Raw genomic sequence first — 18676 nt, 5'->3', positions numbered from 1 at the left:
CCTTTTACAAAATAAAGTTTGATACTACAGCTTCTCCGATAAAGACCCGAATACGGGCTGTAACAAATGTGTAGAATTACATACTAGATCAATTTGCTTAGCGTACCTGCTCACCGTGGAAGCTGAAATGCCGTAATGACCAGCTACTTCCTTATAGGTAACTTCCTTGCCTGCTGATTTGACAGTGAGATATTCGAGTGCAGCGGACCATCCTTCAATGAGTGAGATCGATGGCAATTCAGGAGCAACTTGCTTCAAATAGTCTGCCCATAAATACTGAACTCCCTTGCGCAAAATATCAGGTTGCTGATCCATCTTCTCCAAAACTTTGTTCAAGACCGCTTGCTGTTTATCATCCAGCTGCTCGTAGTGGGATGATTCTGCATCTTCATTATCTTGCTTATTCAGTATGGATAACTCTTCACCTACTGAACTAGAATCCGCAGAACGTAAAGTACTATTCTGACTCTTCTCCTTCAAAAGCATCTCTGGTTCCCCAATCTCACGCAGTACGGAAAGAGCGAGCTCTTTGAGCTCCGTAGTTTCACCTGGTTGTTCCAGAAAGTCAGTAAGTGCCTGATATACTTCATAGTCACCAATATGACGCAGTGCACTGATCACTTGGGCTTTACTCGTATCATCACCATGATGAAGCGCCCAGAAGAAAGAAGAACGGATCAGCGGATCATTTTTGATATCTTCCGGAATACTCGCTCCGTATTTCTCCCACAGACGGAATTGTTCTTCAAACGGCAAATGATAATGGTAACTTACCGTTCCAAAATCTTGATCTTCCTTCCGTGCTGACAGCCTGGAAATATAAAACTTAGGGACCTCTGATTCAGGATCGAGTGCTTGCACCATTTCCCATAGCCGCTCGGCTTCTCTATATCTCTTCGTATTACATGCTGCCACTGCAGCATAATGAACAAGCGAAGGATCGCTTGCCGTTTCTTTATTCTTAAGTAATCTGCGGAAGTGAGTATAAGCTGCTTCATGTTCTCCCAGAATACCCATCGTCGTTCCTAGTTTAAAGACATGCTCTTGCTCGAAAGGAACTAGAGTCTGCAACTGTTTGATAAGTGCCTCTACCTGTTCTTTATTTCCTTCATTCTGATAGAAAATAGCAAGATTGCATAGACCGTGCAGATTGCCCGGCTCCATTGCTAACAAATCAAAGATAGTATCCTTCGCTTTTGCGAATCTTCCCATATAGTAATAGGCTAAGGCGAGATTATTGCGCGCAGCTGTGAAATCAGGCTGATCTTTTGTAATACTCTCCAGCATTTCTGCTGCTTGAGCAAACTTCCCTTCCTCCAGCAGGCTGCGAGCATAATCATGCTCTGCGATACCTTCTCTAGCTTTAATCCGTCTCACAGGAGCCTTCCGGCCCAGTTCAAAGAACAGAAGATCTAACATCTCTTCCGCCTCATCCAGAAACTGTCCTTGTTCATCCTCTTCCAAATAAGTAACAATCGCTTCTTCTGCGGCTTCAAACTGTTCCATGTTCGCGTAGTTATTCGCCATATAGAAATAACACTCCATCATGGAGGGATCAACTTCAGTGAGCACATGGTTCAAAATTTCATTAGAGCGGGCATAATCCCCCATCTCAGACAGGATGCCTGCCACATTACAATGATTGACCGGATTTTCCGGTTCATATTCAGCTGCTTTACTAAAATATTTTAATGCCTTGTCATAATGATTGCGATCCAGCGAGCGGACAGCTCTTTCAAAGAAAAAAGAAGCGTCCAGTTGAATCGGTACAACATTGACAAGAGAGCGATCAGTCCGCTGCGGTTTGCCCTTCATACGTGCCAAGGCACCTCCTTATATCATACGATTTCATACTCTCCAGTATAACATAATCTGAAGGACTCTTCTCGTGTTGCAGAACTATACAACAGATGAAAAATTTACTTCACCATTCTATAAAAGAGATGTACACATTTTATGAGAAACTCTCGTGATACTTGGTGTGTCGTACATATTTATTACCCTTTACGGTCAGCCTACTAACTCTGCCGAGCCAAACGCAAACAAGGCTCTTCGCTGAAGAACCTTGCCGAGTGATCTATTCGTCGTCCTTAAATACCTGCATCCTTGAATAATGTAGCAATAGAACCACCATCCAGGATAATCCGGATTGCCCTTGCCAGCATAGGAGCAACCGATAAGACGGTAAAACAAGGTGGACCCGACGGAGGCAGCTCAATAGAATCCGTAACAATCACTTCCTCAATATGAGGATGAGAGAGTTTTTCCAATGCCGATCCTGAAAAAAGCCCATGTGTCGCGCAAACAATCGCTGGATATGCATTTCTCTCTTTGAGCCCTTCAACTACGTTAACAATCGTCGTTCCTGTATCAATTAAATCTTCAATAATAATAGGGGTTCTGCCATCGACATCCCCGATCACGTGAGTAATGACAGACTCATTATGAGCTGGACGTTTCTTAATCATGATAGCAAATGGAGAATCGAGCCTGCTTGCCAATTTCTCTGCCATCGATGCTCTTCCCGCATCAGGCGATACAATGACAGGTTTATCGATGTTTTTGCTTTTAAGATAATCACTAATTAAGTCCAGCGCAGTAAGATGGTCAACCGGAATATTAAAGAAACCCTGAATTGCTGCCGCATGAAGATCAATGGTTACAATCCGGTTTGCCCCTGCTGTGGTGAGTACATCAGCCAGCAGTTTTGCTGAAATCGGCTCCCTTGGAGCAGACTTTCTCTCCTGTCTCGCATAACCGTAATAAGGCAGGATGATATTGACTGTTCGGGCAGACGCACGTTTAGCTGCATCAATCATGACAAGCAGTTCAACTAGTAACTCATTGATCGGTCTTGATAGAGATTGCACAAGAAAAACATCACAATTACGAATCGTTTCCTCATAGTGCACGTAAATCTCCCCGCTCTTGAAGCGGGATATTTTGATTTTACCCTGCTCTACCCCTAACTTCTGGCATATATTTTGTACCAGCTGAGGATTGGATGATCCCGAAAAAATACGGAGAGAGTGCTGCATACATGCCTCCTGAAGAACTTATTTTTAACACTAGCATTTCCTGAAAGTACTCGGCTCACAACGAATCATAGAGTGCATTATATAGAAAAACAGGATGTTTTTCCTTTATTATACTACGCTTGTTACAGATTACAACGAAACCATAAAGCGCTTTCTCTCTTTAAAGGTAGCAAGTTCGGTATACCCAATCTCTTTTAAAAGCGTTCTAGCAGTATCTACATTCTCTCCTACTTTCAACGGATCATGGGCATCCGAACCAACCGTCACCGGAATCCCCAGCTGATAGGCTTGCTTCAAAATTCGCTCACTAGGGAACATTTCCGCACACGGCTTAGATAAGCCTGAGGCATTCAGCTCAATTGGAATCCCGCAGTCAGCAATCACCTCTAGGGTTTCGCGTTCTAGCGCATACCAAGCCTCCCGCTCTGCCTGCTTAGGCTCATATGTAAATCGTTTAATTGCATCAATGTGCCCGAGAAAATCATAAAAACCGCTCTTTGCGGCTTTTTGAACAGCATCGTAATAGGTTCGATATACTTCAAGCACATCTTTGTTTTCCCAGTGATAGACTTGCCTGTAATCCGTAATATCCCACTCTTTCAGAAAATGAACAGATCCAATCACATAGTCAAAAGGATAGGCCGAAATCATTTGTTCGATCTCTTTTTCGAAGCCTTCAACATAGTCCCCTTCGAGACCAACACGTACCTCAATATCATCCTTATACTTGTCCTTTAGATAAAGACATTCCTCGATGTATCTTGGCAGCTCTTCCATAGGCATCGCCACCTCTGAGTAATACTCAGCCGGATTAACGTGGAGCAGAGGCATATGATCAGACAAGCCAATCTGGCTGTATCCGAGCTTTATGGCCTGTTTTACATAAGACTCCAAGTCCCCTACCGCATGTCCGCATCTGGCATGATGGGTATGATAATCGATTAACATGAGTATTCCTCCCTTACACTAGTCGCGACGAGGACGCTCGTGACGCAGACTGAGTTCTTTTAATACTTGGTCCAGAGGAAGTTTACGCTCTTGCAACAAAACTAATAAATGATAGATTAAGTCACTAACCTCAAGCTTCAGTTCTTCATTATCCTTATTCTTTGCTGCAATAATCGTTTCGGATGCTTCCTCACCGATTTTTTTCAGAATCTTGTCTACCCCTTTGTTGAACAGGTACGTGGTATATGCACCTTCAGGGCGATCTCTTTCACGTTCTGCAATCACCGACTCAAGCTCTGCGAGCACATCAAAGCGATTACTTGTATATGCAGAAGATTCACTCTCTGCTTCCTCTGTATGAACACCGCGGATTTCCCGATAGAAACAAGTCGTTTCTCCTGTATGACAAGCTGGACCCTTCGGTTTCACCAAAAACAGTAGGGTATCCCCATCACAGTCGTATTTTACAGAGACAATCGTTTGTACGTTACCAGAGGTAGCTCCTTTGTGCCACAATTCATTTCTTGAACGTGACCAGAACCATGTCTCCCCTGTGGTTAATGATTTTTTTAATGATTCCTGATTCATATATGCTAGCATCAGTACCGCTCTTGAATCAGCATCCTGGATCACAGCAGGGACAAGTCCCTGCTCATTCCACCTAATATATTCGGTTACCTGTCCGAGTGATAACTGATCTTTTAATTGATTGCTCATCGAATCTCCACTCCTTTGGCTTTCAAATGTTGTTTTAGATGAGGAATCGCAATTTCCTTATAGTGAAAAATCGTTGCAGCAAGTCCTGCATCCGCTTTTCCTGCTGTAAACACTTCCTCAAAATCTTCTTCTTTCCCTGCTCCTCCCGAAGCGATCACGGGAATGCCTACTGCATCACTAACAGCGGACGTAAGACGAATATCAAAACCATTCTTGGTTCCATCGGCATCCATACTTGTAAGCAGCAGTTCACCTGCTCCCAGCTTCTCTGCCTGCTTCACCCACTCAAGTGTCCTAATTCCGGTAGGCTTACGGCCGCCGTGTGTGTACACTTCCCATTCACCAAATTCATCATTCCATTTGGCATCTACAGCAAGCACGATGCATTGCGAGCCAAACCTGAGCGCACCTTCTTTAATTAAAGATGGATTCAGAACAGCCGCGGTATTGATTCCGATTTTATCGGCACCTGCACGAAGGATTGTCTTCATATCATCAACATGCTTAATGCCCCCGCCTACCGTAAAAGGGATTGCAATCTCACCAGCCGTCTGACGTACAACTTCTACCATTGTCTGTCGTCCTTCTACAGATGCTGATATATCAAGAAACACGATCTCGTCTGCACCTTCACGATCATACAAGGCAGCCAGCTCTACGGGATCTCCCGCATCACGCAGATTTACGAAATTCACACCTTTGACCACTCTGCCGTCCTTTACATCCAGGCAAGGAATAATTCGTTTAGCTAGCATCATCCGACCTCTTCTCAGCTTATTTTCTTTACTTTCTAGCAAAGACTTTATTTAGCCGCGACTTGAATTTATTTCAAATCAGTAACGCCACTATTCTCTACCGTTTCAACCGCCTGTCTTAGGTCAATCGCTCCTGTGTATAATGCTTTACCGATAATTGCTCCGCTTACACCGTCTTCCCGGTGTCTGTGCAGTTTTACAAGATCCTCCATCGTGCTTACACCGCCAGAAGCAATGACCTTTTGTCCGCTAGCCGCCGCTAGAGCAACAATAGCCTCCACATTAGGACCTTGCATCATGCCGTCTCTCGAAATATCCGTGAAAATAAAAGTCTGTGCTCCATAAAGGGAAAGTTCTTTTGCAAGGATCTCTGCTTTCACTTCTGATGTCTCCAGCCAGCCACGAGTTGCCACATAACCATTTCTCGCATCGATACCAATGGCCACTTTATCACCATATGTACCAAGCACTTGCTCCGTAAACTGCCGATCCTCAATAGCTGCTGTACCTAGAATGAGTCTTGCAACGCCCAGATCGAGCAGTTTCTTAACATCCTCTATCCTGCGAATTCCCCCGCCTACCTGAACAGGCACTTGAACCGTTGATGCAATCTGTCCGATGACTTCGATGTTAACAGGCGACCCTGCTTTGGCTCCGTCGAGATCCACTAAATGAATGAACGATCCCCCTTGATCTTCCCAAGCTTTTGCTGCCTCTACAGGACTGTCATGATACACCGTTTCCTGGTTGTAATCTCCCTGAACAAGGCGTACACATTTTCCGCCTCTAATATCAATTGCCGGGTAAATCATGAATGCTGTCATCGCATATGCCCCCTTATAAATGTTCCAGATTAACTACTAGACTCCGCTAGTTTCAAAAAGTTCTTCAGAAGCTGCATACCGAGCTCTCCGCTCTTCTCTGGATGAAATTGCATTCCATAAACTGAACCTCTTCCGGCAATCGCTGTAACAGGAAAGCCATAGTCCGTTACCGCAAGCAGGTCCTCATCATTCTCAGGTTCGACATGATATGAATGCACAAAATAGACGTGACCTTCCGTCAGATCTTGAAACAGTGGATTCTCTCGCTGTATGAACTGAAGCTCATTCCAACCCATATGCGGCACTTTGTATGAGAAACGGTCTTCAAACCTTACTACCCGCCCAGGTATAATATTCAGCCCTTCATGCTGGCCATGTTCCTCACTGCTGCTAAAAAGCAGCTGCATGCCAAGACATATGCCAAGGAGCGGAATTTCTCTCTTTTGGACCTCTCGCATCACTTTATCAAGCCCAGTTTCCCTGAGGTGCTGCATAGCATCCCCATAAGCTCCTACCCCCGGTAACACCACACCCGACGCTCCCATAATTTCTTCTTTGTTACTCGTTACTTGTGCCTCATAGCCAAGCCGTTCGATCGCCTTGCTTACACTATGAAGATTTCCCATCCCATAGTCGACAATGGCAATGGTCATAGACTACAGCACTCCCTTCGTAGATGGAACTCCCGTAACACGCGGGTCAACGAGTGTTGCTTCATCAAGTGCTCTGCCAAGCGCCTTAAAAATAGCCTCGATCATATGGTGTGTGTTTTGTCCGTAGTGAACAATCACGTGCAGCGTAACACGCGCTTCCAGTGCGAATTTCCATAAGAACTCTTGAACAAGCTCCGTCGAGAAGCTTCCTACCTGCTGGGACGGATAATCAGCCCGATATTCAAAGTGAGGCCGGTTGCTGATATCAATGACTACTTGTGCCAATGCTTCATCCATAGGAACAAATACACTTGCATAACGTTTGATCCCTTTTTTGTCGCCCAAAGCTTCACGAAGTGTCTGGCCAAGACAGATTCCGATATCCTCAACCGTGTGATGATCATCAATTTCTATGTCACCTTTCGCCTTTACCTGAAGATCGAATTGTCCATGTTTCGTAAACAGATCAAGCATATGATTTAGAAAAGGAACGTCTGTCTCGAGCTCAGAACGACCGCTTCCATCTACACCAAAACTAAGCTGAATATCCGTTTCATTGGTTCTCCGGCTAACTTCTGCCCCGCGTCCGTCACCAAGAAATTGCTGTACATCATTTCCCATCTAATTCTCCACCCTTCGATTACTCTTCTATATTGGTTCGTCTTATTGTTTGCCTTACTGTTTGCCTTACAGCGCGCTGGTCACTCTATTAGAAGTCCAATAAAGTCTCACTTTTAGATGCTCTCATCCTTCTTTTCCATGCTTTAACCGAACTTCAATTTTGTTTTTCTTGCTTTAATCGGACTTCAATTGCCCGAGCATGCCCTTCTAATCCCTCATGACGAGCAAGCCCAATAATTGCTTCTCCATTTGCTAGAAATGCTTCCTTGCTATAGTAAATCAAACTCGATTTCTTAGTGAAATCATCAACATCCACGGGCGATGCGTATCTCGCCGTTCCGTTCGTCGGAATGATATGGTTAGGACCTGCAAAATAATCCCCGACAGGCTCCGAGCTGTATGGCCCAAGGAAAATAGCCCCGGCATGCCGGATATAAGATACATAGGACATCGGCTCTTGGACCATCACTTCAAGATGTTCCGGTGCGAGCTTGTTGACCACTTCAATTCCTTCAAGCACGGAATTAACAACGATAATGCTGCCGTGATGATCGATCGAAGTACGAGCTATCTTCTCCCTTGGCAGCTGCTTTAGCTGCTTTTCTACCTCTGTTTGTACTTCCTCCGCCAGCAGCTTGGAAGTTGTGACAAGAATAGCAGAAGCCATCTCATCATGTTCGGCTTGAGACAATAAGTCGGCTGCTACATATTCGGCTCTCGCCGTTTCATCAGCCAGCACGACAATTTCACTTGGTCCCGCGATACTATCGATATCGACGGCACCGAACACCTCTCGCTTCGCGAGCGCCACATAGATATTGCCCGGTCCACATATCTTGTCGACCTTGCGAATACTTTCTGTGCCATAAGCCAGCGCCGCTACAGCCTGAGCGCCGCCAACCCGGTACATCTCGCTCACACCTGCTTCCGCAGCAGCCACGAGAATGTACGGGTTAATCCCTTCACCGCCGCTTGTAGCCGGCGGTGTAACCATAACAATCTCTTCCACACCCGCTACCTGTGCTGGAATAACATTCATGAGTACTGAGGAGGGATAGGCTGCTTTCCCACCAGGTACATAGACCCCGACCCGATCAAGCGGTCTAATGATTTGTCCGAGCAGGCTTCCATCGGGTTCAAAATCCATCCATGAATTCCGTTTTTGTTTTTCGTGAAATCTACGGATATTGTTAGCAGCTTCGCGAATATGAGATACAAAAGCCTGATCTACCTTATCGTAGGCTGCCATCATTTCTTCCTTCGTTACTCTGAGCTTTTCGGGAGTAAGGACTACGCGGTCATGCTCTGCGGTATACCTGAGTACTGCGGAATCCCCTTCGTTACGAACAGTGGAAACGATTTGACGGACCGATTCATTCTGTTCGTTTGTTCCATAATCCACATTCCGATCCAGACGAAAATCCTGAGCTGCTACAATCTTCATCTCACTCCACTCCCTATCTTTGAATAATGTCTTCAACGAGCAGAAATGCACCTTCATAGGTGCTAAAAACCCCATTACATTCCGTTATCATGGCCTTTATCTAAAATAATTCGATTCTAATCATTCTGTTTATCCATCATCTTCATTATTAGCGTTAGCCTCTATGGACCTGCATTCCTGCCCTCGGCAAATGAGTATCGTTACCTAGCTGCTACATTAATGACTTGTTGCAACGAATCACAAATCCCTTGAATTTGATCGTTTTTCATACGATAACTAACTCGGTTCGCAATCAAACGACTTGTAATATCAAACATGCTATCAAGTTCAATAAGACCGTTCTCTTTTAACGTCTGCCCTGTCTCTACCATATCCACAATTCGATCGGCTAGGCCAATTAGCGGTGCGAGTTCAATCGATCCATTTAGTTTAATAACTTCTACTTGTTGCCCCTGCTCACGAAAATATTGCGAAGCCACATTCGGATATTTCGTCGCTACTCTCTGCCTGATGCCCGGCTCCCAATCAGGTAACCCGATGACAGACATACGACATCTGGCGATACCAAGATCGAGCAGTTCGTATACGTCGCGATTTTCTTCCAGAAGCACATCTTTACCCACAATACCGATATCAGCTGCTCCGTATTCTACGTACGTAGGAACATCAACGGGCTTCGCCATAATGAACTCTAAGGACGCTTCTGGAATAGGAATGACGAGCTTTCTTGTATCATCAATATCCTCGGGAATGTATATGCCTGCTGCGCGGAATAATTGAGATGCTTTTTTATAGATTCGCCCTTTGGGCATCGCTACTTTTAAAATCTCACTCATATGCCTTGCTCCTTTCTTATTTGATGTTACACAACCTACATTGGACTGCTGTACGTGTACACTTTTTCATACTTTCCTTGGAGGGTAGACACTGCGCAGTTATTCCCCTGCTCATTTGTATCCACGCCCTGGTGGTAACGATCCTCTACTCTTTGCATGAGTCTGGTTACTACGGTCCGGCCTTCCGTTCGAAGTTGCAATGCTTGAGACAAAGCCTCTACTCGGTGTTCCTTCGTATATTCAATAAGTACAGGAAGCGGCTGCTCTGCTCGAATTCCTTGCACTCCATCTATGATGCGGTTTGTCTTTATTGCAAAACCCGTTGCGGGAATGTCTTTACCAAACTGTTTCAGCAACTTGTCATACCTGCCCCCGCTGCATACCGGGAATCCAAGTTCTGATGCATAACCCTCAAACGTCATTCCTGTGTAGTATGAAAAGTCGCCAAGCATCGTTAAATCGATCAGTACATGTTCTGATACTCCATAAGCTTCGAGCACTTCCCACACTGCACATAGATGTTGCACTGAATTTCGCGCTTCCTCACTTGAGATTAGAGATTCAGCACGCTCACCTATTTCTTTTCCGCCCCGCAGACGTAAAATTGACTCAAGTCGTTCCTTTTGTTCTGACGACAAGGACAAGCCTTCTATTTTTTCACGGTAACCTACATAGTCACGCTTAAGTAGTACTGCTTTTAGTTCTTCTTGCAAATCTACTTCCCCTGGAATAATCTCACCGAGTAAACCGTTCAAGAAACCAACATGACCCATCGCTATTTTAAAAGATGCAACTCCAGCTGCCTGAAGCGAACTGATGGCTAGAGCTACAACCTCAGCATCTGCTTCCGGAGAATCATCACCGACCAGTTCTACGCCCGTTTGAAAAAACTCTGCTTCACGTCCTGCTTCTTCTTCAATGGCACGAAATACATTCGCATGGTATGAAAGCCGTAATGGCAATTTCTCATCTTTCAGCATAGAAGATACTACCCGCGCAATTGGTGCCGTCATATCCGAACGGAGTACAAGTGTCGTTCCCCGGTTGTTTAACAACTTAAATAGTTTCCGATCAGACGTTGAGCTGGCTACACCTACGGTATCGTAATATTCCATGGAAGGGGTAATAATCTGACGATATCCCCAGCTACTCATACATTCCAGCACTTTATGTTCAATCCGTCTCAGCTTATCTACGACATGAGGAAGGTAATCACGTACACCGGCTGGCTTTTCAAAACCTTTTGGTTTGGTCATTTCTGTTCACCTCTGCATCTATAGTTCCTAACTTTCACACCGGATTTGTTATCCATAATCTTTACCATAATCCTTATCATTATCTTTACTGCATTAAAGTGCTACCAATCTAACAAATTAAAGTATTATTCGGTATCTTACCATGCTTTCCCTTTTATCGTCAATTCTTTGTCTTCTTCTAAACTCCTGTATGTACACCCATTATTTGATTAAAAGGGTTATATAACAAAAAAAGACCGCTCGATTAGCGGTCTTCCGTGATTTCTATTCTTTTAGGCGTAAAGAAGAACTCTTAGTGTAACGTATTACTTCCACTTTCTCGTTGAGAACCGAGTTCCCGCAAAGGATTACCCCCGACAAAAGCGCCTGCAGCTACATTCTTATGAACAACAGAACCTGCGGCTACCACTGCTCCGTCCCCAATGGTTACTCCAGGTAGAATCGTCGTGTTCGCACCGATTAAGACGTTATCACCAATCCACACATCACCCAGTCGATATTCATGAATGAGATACTCATGCGCCAGAATCGTTGTATTATATCCTATTACGGAATTGGTCCCCACACGGATTCGTTCTGGGAAAAACACATCGACCATCACCATCAGTGCAAATGCCGTGTGATCTCCTACTTCCATGCGAAGACGGCTTTTGTAAATCCAGTTTTTCAAAGGTAAGATGGGACAATATCTTGCTAGCTGCACCCAGACGAAGTTACGAACCCCTTTAAAGGGACTAACCGTTCGATATATATGCCATAGTGCATTCTGCTCTTCAACGGGATAACGTTCCAGCTTCCTCACAGTATTTACTACTCCTTCTTGGTCAGAGTAAGAATGTCATGCATATCATGCAAAATATAATCAGGGTCATACTCTCTAAGCTTTGCTTCCCCTTTTAGGGACCAAGCTACACCTGCTGCCTTAACGCCAGCTGCTTTGGCGGACTGAATGTCCACTGGGCTATCTCCTACCATCAGCGTCTCCGATGGATTCACCTGAAGCTGCTCTACCGCAGTAAGAACCGGTTCTGGATGCGGCTTTGGATGAGTTACATCCGATACAGTTACGATGGACTCCATGTATTTCAGAAGGTCGAACTGTTCCAATACCCGAAGTGTGCTTGGTCTTATTTTGGTCGTAACAACACCCATACGAATCCCTTGCTCGTGAAGTTTCTTCACTACATCCATCACACCCGGAAAAGGCTTCACCATATCATCATGATGAACGGAGTTGTAGGCACGGTATCCTGTAACATATTCTGCTACATCAGGTTTGCCGGTAAATGCCTGCATTTGCTGCTCAAGGGTACCTCCCATATGAGGAATAATTTCTTCTCTAGAGAGGGCGCCCGGACCGAGTTCATTTAAAACATGGATGAAAGAACTGATAATCAGCTCATTCGTGTCGATAATCGTACCATCTAAATCAAATAAAACCGTTTTAATCATGTAACTATTGCTCCTTTATTACCCCTTTTTCTGATCAGTACCAGAACCGATAGAAGATGACTCATCTCTGCGATCTTTTTTTCGTTCTAGTTCTGAAACGTTGTCACTACCTCCATCTGTAGGAGTCTTACTGGATACAATCGGGTCCATATAACGCTCTTTTGAAGCGCCTGTTATGCGCCTTACTACAATGAGGATAATAGCGACGATAATAATTGCAATTGATAAAACTTGTGATATACGGATATTTCCATAAGCAGGGTCTAAATAACCCAGTTCAAATCCCATTGCTGTCATAGGAGACCATAAAGCATTTACGAGTGAAGCAAGCCACTCTGGACCTTGGAATCCAAGACTATCTGTACGTAATGCTTCGATAAAGAAACGACCGATGGAATACCATATGAAATAAGACAGGAATAACTCCCCTGCACGCATGAATTTTTGACGACGTAAAACGAGAAGTAAAATCAGTCCTGCGATATTCCAGAGAGATTCATATAAAAAAGTTGGGTGATGGAAGGTACCCTGCACATTCATCTGGTTTACAATAAAGTCAGGAAGATGCAATGTATTTCTAAGGAAAGACTCTTCTACAGGTCCGCCGTATGCCTCCTGATTGACGAAGTTCCCCCAGCGACCAATCGCCTGTCCAATAATAAGAGAGGGCGCACAAATATCTACAATACGCCAGAAATTATAACCTTTATGCCGGAAATAGAAAAAAGCACAGATAATAGCACCAATTAGTGCTCCGTAAATGGCAATACCGCCATTCCAGATTTTAAATACATCCCAGAAGTTATCCTTATAGTCATCCCACGTGAATGCTACATAGTAAATTCGTGCTCCGATAATAGCAGAAGGAACACCGAGAAGCAATAAATCCATGAAAAAATCAGAGGGGATTCCAAAACGTTTCCCCTCCTGTATTGCGAGCAGCAGACCAACAATGGCTGCTGACCCCAAGATTAGTCCATACCAATGGACACTGAGCGAACCGATAGAAAATGCAATCGGATCAAGTAATAAGGTACCCATCTACCCACTCCCTGTTTCGTTGATAATATGACCTACGCTAGTTCGTTACATCCTCTATCGCAAGATTAGAATCCGTTCATATCAGATTATATTCTTTAGTTTATCTTGATCTGATTTTAGTCCATATCATCGTTATCTTCAGCAATAGTAGCGGTCAGCTTATTCGTAAATTGCAGAGCCGCATTCACACCCATCCGCTTCAGACGGAAATTCATCGCTGCCACTTCAATAATAACCCCAAGGTTACGACCTGGACGTACCGGAATGGTTACGAGTGGAACATCGGTATCAATAATTCGAGTTGTCTCTTCATCGAGACCAAGACGGTCATATTGCTTATCCTGCTGCCAAGCTTCTAGGCGGACAACGAGTGTAATTCTTTTATGATTACGGATCGCACCTACTCCAAATAGGGTCATAACATTAATAATTCCGACGCCCCGAATTTCGAGAAGATGACGAATGAGTTCTGGTGCTGTCCCGTGTAATTGATTGTCTGATGTTTGGCTAATCTCTACCGCATCATCGGCAACAAGACGATGGCCGCGCTTAACAAGCTCCAAAGCAGCCTCACTTTTACCAATTCCACTGCTACCCGTAATCAATAGACCGATACCATATACGTCACAAAGAACACCATGAATGGTTGTCGTAGGAGCCAATTTCCCTTCGAGGAATCCCGTAATACGGCTTGATAGAATTGTTGTCGCCATCGTACTCCGCAGTACAGGCAGATCTTTCTCATTACTGATATCAATCAGTTCTTGAGGAACATCGAGTCCACGAGTAACAACAATACAAGGTGTTTCTTCGTGACACAAACCTTCCATGCGTTCCCGACGTTCTTTCTCGGGCAGCATTTTAACAAAAGCAAGTTCAGTTCTTCCCAGTAACTGTACCCGTTCGGATGGGTAATATTCAAAATATCCTGCCATCTCAAGGCCCGGTCTGTTCAGATCATCTACTGTGATTGGTCTTTTCAGACCATTTTCACCTGATACAACTTCCATTTGAAATTCATTAACAAGTTGCGATACTTTTACTTTTTTAGCCATATTTTATCTTCCTTTCGGCACGGCAAATATAACGCGATCCAAAGAGATAGTGTTGCCACTATTATGTACAGTTCTCTATCTATATTAACCTGATTATCATTGTACTCATCGTATCGGAAAATGAAGCCGATTGCAATGTTCGGTAAGGCGTACCTTTCATGTACCTATGAAGTAGAAAAGGGGCTGCCCGGCTTTAGAAAAGCCTGACAACCCCTTTTATTGGTGCATTATACTCGTATTAATCTAGAACAAGTACGTTTGCTTCTGTTTCTTTATCAAAGATATGAACTTTATTCATATCGATTGCCATTTTAACTGTGTTACCATCGCGAGTATTCGAACGTCCATCAACACGTGCGATTGTTACATCATTACCTACACCGCTCAAGTACAAGAGCAATTCGTGACCAAGGTTCTCACTAACATCTACTTTAGCTGTGAAAGCAGTGTGTGGAGAAGCTTCCAAGAATACTGGCTCTTCATGAATATCTTCTGGACGAACACCCAGAATCACTTCTTTGCCAGCATAACCTTTGCTCTTAAGAATTTGTGCTTTACCTTGCGGGATTTCTACATCTAGACCAGCTGCTGCGAAGCGAAGGCTTTCACCTTGCTGCGTCAATTTACCAGTAATAAAGTTCATTGTAGGTGATCCAATAAAACCAGCTACGAACAAGTTTGTAGGATGATTGTACAGTTCTTCCGGTGAAGCTGCTTGTTGAATATATCCGTCTTTCATTACTACGATACGGTCACCCATCGTCATAGCTTCGATTTGGTCATGCGTTACGTAGATAACAGTCGTTTCAAGACGTTTAGCAAGTTTAGTGATTTCTGCACGCATTTGTCCACGAAGTTTCGCATCCAAGTTAGAGAGCGGCTCATCCATCAAGAAAACTTGTGGGTTACGAACGATTGCACGTCCCAAAGCTACACGCTGACGTTGACCACCGGAAAGAGCTTTTGGTTTACGATCCAGCAAATGCTCGATATCAAGAATTTTAGCTGCTTCACGAACACTCTTATCGATTTCTTCTTTTTTCACTTTACGAAGTTTCAAACCAAACGCCATATTTTGATAAACGTTCATATGCGGATAAAGAGCGTAAGATTGGAATACCATCGCAATATCACGATCTTTAGGAGCTACGTCATTTACAACGCGATCTCCAATATATAGTTTGCCATCGGAGATTTCCTCAAGGCCAGCGATCATCCGAAGTGTTGTAGATTTACCACAACCGGACGGACCTACCAGAACGAGAAATTCTTTATCTTTAATATCTAAGTTAATATCAACAACTGTCGCTTTATCTGCACCCGGATATTGTTTGTAAATATGTTCTAAGCGTACTCCAGCCATGATTATTGCCTCCTCAGCATCATTTCGATTTAATTATGAAAGCGAATACATATAGATTATAGCGAGATGTAATCGAATTCATTTCCTGCTCTTATAATAACCTGGAAAGCCTAGTGGTGACTATGCACAATTCACACAAAAAAATTAAGAGGTTTTCGTCACTTTGTACATGAAGAGAGTCAACTTAACCAAAACTGCATCTTTAAAGGTCCGTACATCAAGACCCGTCTCTTGCTTTATCTTATCTAAGCGATAAATTAGAGTATTACGGTGAATATAAAGACGTTTTGCCGTTTCACTTACATTACAATCCATTTGAAAGAAAGTCTCTAAAGTAGATATCGTCTCATCCTCGAATAGGATCGAAGAGTTGCTCATCCCTTTTAGATAATTTGCTCTCTCTTCCTCAGGTATACTATAGATCAAACGTTCCAAATGAAATTGCCATGGAAAATAAACATGCTCGCCAACTTTAAACTTTTTACCCAGTTCCGTTATTTCTCTAAGAAAAGAAATCGTAGGAGGTAAGGATACTATATTGAATAGAGGTTTAGCTACGGATAGATGAAAGACCCCGACCCACTCATTTGCGATCACCTCATGAAGTCCATCCGTAAAGGCAGCAAGCTCTTCTTCAATGGAAATCTGCATTTTTTGCTGCAGAGCCACTTGGTTCATATCCTCATCTGTATTATCTAACACTAAACCTAATTCAGCTAATATAGACCATCTATCTTCTTCTAAGGGAACTAAGAGCACCTTTCCATCAAAATAGGATTGGAGTAGTTTATTTAAAGCTTTAAGAGAGATTCCAGATTCATGGGCTCCCTCGTACGTTAGGTAAAAAGGAATCATTCCTTTGGTAAACTGTTTTTCATACACACGAAGATCTTCAGGATAAGGCAAGGACTTATCCTTATCTACACTCTCCTGAATCCAGCTTCCTAGCTGCTCTAGTGAGTTTACCTCTTTATTTTTCGCAATTTCAGTAGAATCTGCATTATGATGTAGTGATGATATAATCCATTCAATGAGTGCTCTTTCAGATGCTTCGACGTGCTGGGCTGGTGCAGATAATAGCATCTGCTTTCCTTCTTCTTTATTTGCTTCTAGGTAAAAGTATAATGAATCCCCTTCTTCAAAAGAATGACTGGGTTCATCATCTTTTATAAATGTATGTTTATTAATGGGAACCTCAATTATTTGAAATGGTACGTTAAGAATATCCTGTAGTTTTTGCAACAGTTCTTCATAATTCGCCACGATGACCACCACTTTACGACTTTATTGTCTACTCTATTGCCTTCGTTTTCTTACAATCATACCAACCCGACAAAAATAGTATAATACAGGTAGTCTGCCTCTACCAAATCCTTTATGTATCTACTGATAAAATTCATCTAATATAAAAGTTATTTTAATGAAGTAAGACTCCATTCATAAGTTTGTCTTCTTGTTCTTATAGAGGATTAAAATAGAGGATAAAAACATTATATACAACAAAAAAAGCCACCAGTATGAACTGGTGACTTTCGTATGAGCCATGAAGGGCTCGAACCTTCGACACCCTGATTAAAAGTCAGGTGCTCTACCAACTGAGCTAATGGCTCGTAAAACTGGTGGAGGATGATGGATTCGAACCACCGAACCCGTAAGGGAGCAGATTTACAGTCTGATGCGTTTGGCCGCTTCGCTAATCCTCCGAAAATAAAAGGTGGCTCGGGACGGAATCGAACCGCCGACACGAGGATTTTCAGTCCTCTGCTCTACCGACTGAGCTACCGAGCCATACATTTAGTTACATAATAATAAAGTGAAAAACAAATCTGATTCTCACTTCACTTGTGAAATCACTCATCTACATATCAAATAGTTAAATGGCGGAACTGACGGGATTCGAACCCGCGATCTCCTGCGTGACAGGCAGGCATGTTAGGCCTCTACACCACAGTTCCATAACTATTTAAATAAAGATGGTGCCGGCGAGAGGACTTGAACCCCCAACCTACTGATTACAAGTCAGTTGCTCTACCAGTTGAGCTACACCGGCGTATATGGTGGAGATTGAGGGGATCGAACCCCCGACCCTCTGCTTGTAAGGCAGATGCTCTCCCAGCTGAGCTAAATCTCCAGGGAATTATGGTAGCGGCGGAGGGGATCGAACCCCCGACCTCACGGGTATGAACCGTACGCTCTAGCCAGCTGAGCTACGCCGCCATAATTATTTATCACACAACTTGTACTATATTATCATACTTGATTCAGAAAATCAAGAAGAAATTTATTGGCGGAGAGAGAGGGATTCGAACCCTCGCACCGCTTACGCAGTCTAACCCCTTAGCAGAGGGTCCCCTTATAGCCACTTGGGTATCTCTCCAAAAAAGATGTGTAATATCAAGGAATTGCTCCCTGAAAACTAGATACGAAACAATCTTTGCAATTTATATAGCTTATGCTTCCGAAGTAGCTTTCCTTCAGAAAGCTTGTAGGATAAGCCCTCGACCGATTAGTACTGGTCAGCTCCATGCATTGCTGCACTTCCACCTCCAGCCTATCTACCTCGTCGTCTTCAAGGGGTCTTACTAATTGGGAAATCTCATCTTGAGGTGGGCTTCGCGCTTAGATGCTTTCAGCGCTTATCCCTTCCATACATAGCTACCCAGCGATGCTCCT

17 protein-coding genes, 8 tRNA genes and 1 rRNA gene are annotated in these 18676 nt (G+C 43.6%); all 26 read right to left on the bottom strand.

Features of this window, described 5'->3' with window-relative positions; all coding sequences use genetic code 11:
* Positions 1-24 precede the first annotated feature (24 nt).
* Positions 25-1815, bottom strand: coding sequence for a tetratricopeptide repeat protein (locus PV403_RS23300; RefSeq protein ID WP_332086138.1), 1791 nt, complete (start codon positions 1813-1815; stop codon positions 25-27).
* A gap of 275 nt (positions 1816-2090) precedes the next feature.
* The gene (locus tag PV403_RS23295) at positions 2091-3038 is read right to left on the bottom strand and encodes a ribose-phosphate diphosphokinase (protein WP_213535892.1); all 948 of its coding nucleotides are present in this window, start codon (positions 3036-3038) and stop codon (positions 2091-2093) included.
* Positions 3039-3167: 129 nt separating this feature from the next.
* Entirely contained in the window at positions 3168-3986 is an 819-nt protein-coding gene (hisJ, locus tag PV403_RS23290; RefSeq protein WP_332086133.1) for a histidinol-phosphatase HisJ, read from the bottom strand.
* An 18-nt stretch (positions 3987-4004) separates the two neighbouring features.
* Positions 4005-4703, bottom strand: a complete 699-nt coding sequence (gene hisIE / locus PV403_RS23285; protein ID WP_332086132.1) for a bifunctional phosphoribosyl-AMP cyclohydrolase/phosphoribosyl-ATP diphosphatase HisIE — start codon at positions 4701-4703, stop codon at positions 4005-4007.
* Positions 4700-5458: an imidazole glycerol phosphate synthase subunit HisF gene (gene hisF / locus PV403_RS23280; protein WP_213535887.1), complete on the bottom strand. Its 759-nt coding sequence runs from the start codon at positions 5456-5458 to the stop codon at positions 4700-4702. Before hisF ends, hisIE begins: the two co-directional genes overlap by 4 nt.
* Positions 5459-5526: 68 nt before the next feature.
* Entirely contained in the window at positions 5527-6282 is a 756-nt protein-coding gene (hisA, locus tag PV403_RS23275; protein ID WP_332086131.1) for a 1-(5-phosphoribosyl)-5-[(5-phosphoribosylamino)methylideneamino]imidazole-4-carboxamide isomerase, read from the bottom strand.
* 29 nt (positions 6283-6311) lie between these two features.
* Positions 6312-6935: an imidazole glycerol phosphate synthase subunit HisH gene (gene hisH, locus PV403_RS23270; protein WP_332086130.1), complete on the bottom strand. Its 624-nt coding sequence runs from the start codon at positions 6933-6935 to the stop codon at positions 6312-6314.
* Positions 6936-6938: 3 nt separating this feature from the next.
* Positions 6939-7556: an imidazoleglycerol-phosphate dehydratase HisB gene (hisB, locus tag PV403_RS23265; protein ID WP_332086129.1), complete on the bottom strand. Its 618-nt coding sequence runs from the start codon at positions 7554-7556 to the stop codon at positions 6939-6941.
* Between the two features lie 154 nt (positions 7557-7710).
* Positions 7711-9000 carry a histidinol dehydrogenase gene (hisD, locus tag PV403_RS23260; protein ID WP_332086128.1) on the bottom strand — a complete coding sequence of 430 codons (1290 nt, stop codon included), beginning with the start codon at positions 8998-9000 and terminating at the stop codon, positions 7711-7713.
* A gap of 200 nt (positions 9001-9200) precedes the next feature.
* Entirely contained in the window at positions 9201-9836 is a 636-nt protein-coding gene (hisG, locus tag PV403_RS23255; RefSeq protein WP_213535878.1) for an ATP phosphoribosyltransferase, read from the bottom strand.
* A gap of 35 nt (positions 9837-9871) precedes the next feature.
* Entirely contained in the window at positions 9872-11092 is a 1221-nt protein-coding gene (locus tag PV403_RS23250) for an ATP phosphoribosyltransferase regulatory subunit (RefSeq protein WP_332086127.1), read from the bottom strand.
* Between the two features lie 292 nt (positions 11093-11384).
* The gene (locus tag PV403_RS23245; RefSeq protein ID WP_332086126.1) at positions 11385-11894 is read right to left on the bottom strand and encodes an acyltransferase; all 510 of its coding nucleotides are present in this window, start codon (positions 11892-11894) and stop codon (positions 11385-11387) included.
* 8 nt (positions 11895-11902) lie between these two features.
* The gene (gene ppaX, locus PV403_RS23240) at positions 11903-12544 is read right to left on the bottom strand and encodes a pyrophosphatase PpaX (protein ID WP_332086125.1); all 642 of its coding nucleotides are present in this window, start codon (positions 12542-12544) and stop codon (positions 11903-11905) included.
* 18 nt (positions 12545-12562) lie between these two features.
* The gene (gene lgt / locus PV403_RS23235) at positions 12563-13585 is read right to left on the bottom strand and encodes a prolipoprotein diacylglyceryl transferase (protein ID WP_332086124.1); all 1023 of its coding nucleotides are present in this window, start codon (positions 13583-13585) and stop codon (positions 12563-12565) included.
* Between the two features lie 116 nt (positions 13586-13701).
* Positions 13702-14640: an HPr(Ser) kinase/phosphatase gene (gene hprK / locus PV403_RS23230; RefSeq protein ID WP_160036704.1), complete on the bottom strand. Its 939-nt coding sequence runs from the start codon at positions 14638-14640 to the stop codon at positions 13702-13704.
* Between the two features lie 238 nt (positions 14641-14878).
* Positions 14879-16003, bottom strand: coding sequence for an ABC transporter ATP-binding protein (locus PV403_RS23225; protein ID WP_332086123.1), 1125 nt, complete (start codon positions 16001-16003; stop codon positions 14879-14881).
* Positions 16004-16147: 144 nt separating this feature from the next.
* Entirely contained in the window at positions 16148-17266 is a 1119-nt protein-coding gene (locus PV403_RS23220) for a PucR family transcriptional regulator (RefSeq protein ID WP_332086122.1), read from the bottom strand.
* A 274-nt stretch (positions 17267-17540) separates the two neighbouring features.
* A tRNA-Lys gene (locus PV403_RS23215) sits at positions 17541-17613 on the bottom strand.
* 7 nt (positions 17614-17620) lie between these two features.
* Positions 17621-17706 (bottom strand) — tRNA-Tyr (locus PV403_RS23210).
* A gap of 12 nt (positions 17707-17718) precedes the next feature.
* Positions 17719-17791: transfer RNA gene (locus PV403_RS23205), tRNA-Phe, on the bottom strand.
* A gap of 90 nt (positions 17792-17881) precedes the next feature.
* A tRNA-Asp gene (locus PV403_RS23200) sits at positions 17882-17958 on the bottom strand.
* Between the two features lie 19 nt (positions 17959-17977).
* A tRNA-Thr gene (locus tag PV403_RS23195) sits at positions 17978-18053 on the bottom strand.
* A gap of 5 nt (positions 18054-18058) precedes the next feature.
* Positions 18059-18134 (bottom strand) — tRNA-Val (locus PV403_RS23190).
* 9 nt (positions 18135-18143) lie between these two features.
* Positions 18144-18220 (bottom strand) — tRNA-Met (locus tag PV403_RS23185).
* A 68-nt stretch (positions 18221-18288) separates the two neighbouring features.
* Positions 18289-18380: transfer RNA gene (locus PV403_RS23180), tRNA-Ser, on the bottom strand.
* 109 nt (positions 18381-18489) lie between these two features.
* Positions 18490-18676 (bottom strand): 23S ribosomal RNA (locus PV403_RS23175); the annotation flags it as partial.

It is taken from the genome of Paenibacillus sp. GYB006 (assembly GCF_036577645.1).
Classification (GTDB): Bacteria; Bacillota; Bacilli; order Paenibacillales; family Paenibacillaceae; genus Paenibacillus.
The sequence above is the reverse complement of the archived record's forward strand: the minus strand, read 5'-3'. Positions and strand labels throughout refer to the sequence as shown.

Coding starts and splice junctions, on each gene's coding strand:
- PV403_RS23300 (WP_332086138.1), bottom strand. CDS start 1,815: ATGAAGGGCAAACCGCAGCGGACTGATCGCTCTCTTGTCAATGTTGTA.
- PV403_RS23295 (WP_213535892.1), bottom strand. CDS start 3,038: ATGCAGCACTCTCTCCGTATTTTTTCGGGATCATCCAATCCTCAGCTG.
- hisJ (WP_332086133.1), bottom strand. CDS start 3,986: ATGTTAATCGATTATCATACCCATCATGCCAGATGCGGACATGCGGTA.
- hisIE (WP_332086132.1), bottom strand. CDS start 4,703: ATGAGCAATCAATTAAAAGATCAGTTATCACTCGGACAGGTAACCGAA.
- hisF (WP_213535887.1), bottom strand. CDS start 5,458: ATGCTAGCTAAACGAATTATTCCTTGCCTGGATGTAAAGGACGGCAGA.
- hisA (WP_332086131.1), bottom strand. CDS start 6,282: ATGACAGCATTCATGATTTACCCGGCAATTGATATTAGAGGCGGAAAA.
- hisH (WP_332086130.1), bottom strand. CDS start 6,935: ATGACCATTGCCATTGTCGACTATGGGATGGGAAATCTTCATAGTGTA.
- hisB (WP_332086129.1), bottom strand. CDS start 7,556: ATGGGAAATGATGTACAGCAATTTCTTGGTGACGGACGCGGGGCAGAA.
- hisD (WP_332086128.1), bottom strand. CDS start 9,000: ATGAAGATTGTAGCAGCTCAGGATTTTCGTCTGGATCGGAATGTGGAT.
- hisG (WP_213535878.1), bottom strand. CDS start 9,836: ATGAGTGAGATTTTAAAAGTAGCGATGCCCAAAGGGCGAATCTATAAA.
- PV403_RS23250 (WP_332086127.1), bottom strand. CDS start 11,092: ATGACCAAACCAAAAGGTTTTGAAAAGCCAGCCGGTGTACGTGATTAC.
- ppaX (WP_332086125.1), bottom strand. CDS start 12,544: ATGATTAAAACGGTTTTATTTGATTTAGATGGTACGATTATCGACACG.
- lgt (WP_332086124.1), bottom strand. CDS start 13,585: ATGGGTACCTTATTACTTGATCCGATTGCATTTTCTATCGGTTCGCTC.
- hprK (WP_160036704.1), bottom strand. CDS start 14,640: ATGGCTAAAAAAGTAAAAGTATCGCAACTTGTTAATGAATTTCAAATG.
- PV403_RS23225 (WP_332086123.1), bottom strand. CDS start 16,003: ATGGCTGGAGTACGCTTAGAACATATTTACAAACAATATCCGGGTGCA.